This window comes from Brachyspira catarrhinii, from assembly GCF_005518285.1.
In the GTDB taxonomy this organism is placed as follows: domain Bacteria; phylum Spirochaetota; class Brachyspiria; order Brachyspirales; family Brachyspiraceae; genus Brachyspira; species Brachyspira catarrhinii.
The window spans coordinates 1-2,869 of record NZ_SJDU01000301.1 but is presented as its reverse complement, the minus strand read 5'-3'; the positions used below and the strand labels follow the sequence as shown (position 1 = coordinate 2,869).

General features: G+C 27.2%; 3 protein-coding genes. All 3 read left to right on the top strand.

Annotated features, from left to right (window positions below; all coding sequences use genetic code 11):
* Positions 1–202: 202 nt before the first annotated feature.
* Positions 203–1,606, top strand: a complete 1,404-nt coding sequence (locus tag EZH24_RS09705; RefSeq protein ID WP_137998953.1) for a dynamin family protein — start codon at positions 203–205, stop codon at positions 1,604–1,606.
* A 32-nt stretch (positions 1,607–1,638) separates the two neighbouring features.
* The gene (locus tag EZH24_RS09700) at positions 1,639–2,457 is read left to right on the top strand and encodes a hypothetical protein (protein ID WP_137998952.1); all 819 of its coding nucleotides are present in this window, start codon (positions 1,639–1,641) and stop codon (positions 2,455–2,457) included.
* 11 nt (positions 2,458–2,468) lie between these two features.
* Positions 2,469–2,869 (top strand): hypothetical protein (locus tag EZH24_RS09695; RefSeq protein ID WP_137998951.1); only part of this gene is annotated, 401 nt, incomplete at its 3' end.

The following is a 2,869-nucleotide window of genomic DNA, read 5'->3' as shown; positions in this document are numbered from 1 at the left end:
ATACTATACTATACTATACTATACTATACTATACTATACTATACTATACTATACTAATATGTAACTTTTTAAAAATTTTATCATGTTTATCAATCTGCCTAAAATCGTTTAGGGAAAATTTATATCGTTTAAATAAAAATTTATCCTTAAACAATTTTATAAATAATTCAATTAAAAAATTTTATATTTCAAGGAGCTTAAAATGAGCGCGTTAGAAAAATTACAAAACGAAGTCGAAAGACAAAAAAGAAAAATCTCTGAAATAGAGAAATCTATCGAAACGGTAGAAAAAGAATTTAATGTTCGATTTGACGATGAGCGAAACGACATTAAAGCGCAAAAATACTTGGCGGATGACCCGAATTTACAAATAGCGATAGTCGGCACAATAAAAGCGGGAAAATCCACATTTATTAACGCATTATTTGAGGAAAATATAGCCTCAACGGATGTGACGCCCGAAACCGCATCTTTAACAAAATTCAAATATTCTTCGCAAAATAAATTATTGGTTAAGTTTTATAATAGAAAAGAATGGGACGAATTATGGGAAAGCGTTAAAGAATCCGAAAGCAGAACAAAAACAAAAATTTTTAGAGAAGAATTTGAAAGTTCTGGAGCTAAAAATATTGAAAGCCAATATATAGGAAAATCGGACGAAACAATCGAAGTGTCGAATATTGAAGATTTGAAAAATAAAGTAAAAGAATACACTTCTAAAAATAGCAAAATTCATTATTTCGTTAAAGAGCTTACCGTTTATTTGAATAACGAAAATATGCCAAAAGATGTGACGATAGTCGATACTCCGGGATTAGACGATGTAGTCGATTATCGCTCAAAAATAACGAGAGATTATATTAAAAGAGCGAATGCCGTAATAGTTTGCGTAGATTCTTCAAGTTTGAGAAACGATGAATATGTAACCATAACTAAAGTTTTTGACAATGTCGGAGACGATAAATACAAAGTTATGATTTTGGGAACGCAAATTGACAATAGAAATAATCCTAAAGAAGATTGGAAAAAACAAAGCGAAGAATGGAAAAAATATTTGAAAGATAATTATAATAATGATGAAAATCTGCTTAATAATAATATAATCGGAGTTTCTTCTTATGTATTTTCTAATATTATATCGCTTGAAAACGGTGAAAAATGCGAAGAAGAAGCCATATTGCAAATATATAAATTGGCAAAAAGCTACGGTATAGATTTAAGTTTACAAGACCCGAATCTTAATAATAATATAATCAAGAATTCTAATTATATAAGAGATTTCACAAATATTGAAAAAGTCAATTCCTTAATGAAAGGAAATATAATTTCAAAAGGCGTGGAAATAGCGACAAACGATTTGGAAAGTCGATATTCAAATATGATAACGAATATAAGCAATAAGGCAAAAAGCATAAAAGATTCAAACTCTCAAAGCCGAGCCTCTTTAGATATGGATAGAAAACAACAGGAAGAGTTTAAACTTATGAAAAATAAGGAAATAGAGGAAATCGAAAAAGCTATGAACGGTTTGAACGAAGCTTTTGAGAATATAAAAACACAATGGCTTAATCAAAATAAAAAATTGAAAGAAGCTATAAAAAAATAAAGACAAAAAATTAAAATAAAAGGAGAGAATACATGGGATTTTGGGGATTTATTAAATCTGTAGGTAGAGCTATCGCAAGCGGAGTAAAAAAAGTTGTAGAATTTTTTTCTGGTAAAAAAACAGAACTTGAAAAAACTTCCAAAAAAAGCTCAAAAACATTTTCAAAAAGCGAGGCTTATGATGAAGAAAACGCCACTATAGAAGAAACTAAAGCGGTAGCTAAAATGCTTGAACAAATAAGAGAAGATTATAAAACTACTTTAAAAGATGTGGAAAAGAATACTATAAAATATTCTAAAAATATTATTAAAAATGTAGTTAATATGATAGAAACGGAACTTAATCAAAAAAGCGAATACGACCCTTCTATAAGCAATCCATTTTTACAAAGAGAAGCGCTTGAAAAAGAATTTGATAAAAAATTTGAAAGTTTAAATATAAATGTCGGCGATATTGAAACTAAATTCAGCGATACGATAGCTAATTTTAAAAGAACATTTTCAAGCGAAATATTGGACCATATAGCCATATCCGATAGGAAATGCTCGGAGATATTAAAATTAAAAAACAAAAGCGAAAAAGAAAAAGAAATAAAAAGCTATTTGGACGAATTAGTCGACAACGCTTTAAATAATTTCTGTTTTAATATAGACGAAATCACAAAAAATTCTTTGAATTCTATTAAAAGGAATATTAATAGAGTTATGAAAAATAATCAAGCGAGCGTTGAAGATATTAAAAAAGAAATCGAGGAAAACATGAAATTAAGCGAAAGCGAAATTGAAACAAAAAGAAAAGAATATGATAGAAAAGAAAAAATTATTAATAATTTCTTGGAAACTATAAAATAAGGAGTTAAAATATGTTTGTTCCACCTATACCTCCCATTATACCGCCAATTATATTAAAAAAGATACCTGAAATTCTAATAAGTATAGCTCCAGCAGCTGTAGAATTAATTAGAAATATTTTCAAAGAGGATAAAAATACTAATGAAAAAATTAGAAAAATGAAACATTATAATCGAGAAGATAATTCGGTATCTCAATTGCAAAATTTAAATTCTATTCTTAACGATATTAAAGAATCGAAAAAATCAAGCCTTAAAGAACTTGAAAATAATTTTATATCAAAATTAGAAGAAATCTTTAGTTTTATTGAAACTTTTATTAAAGAAAATATGAATTCGGAAGAATTTGGTATAGATGCATATTCTTTAAGATTTAATTTTGATAAATTGATAAAAGATTTTAAGAATTCTTT

What these genes read in the sequence shown, in the direction of transcription:
- EZH24_RS09705 (WP_137998953.1), top strand. Translation starts at nt 203, where the DNA reads ATGAGCGCGTTAGAAAAATTACAAAACGAAGTCGAAAGACAAAAAAGA.
- EZH24_RS09700 (WP_137998952.1), top strand. Translation starts at nt 1,639, where the DNA reads ATGGGATTTTGGGGATTTATTAAATCTGTAGGTAGAGCTATCGCAAGC.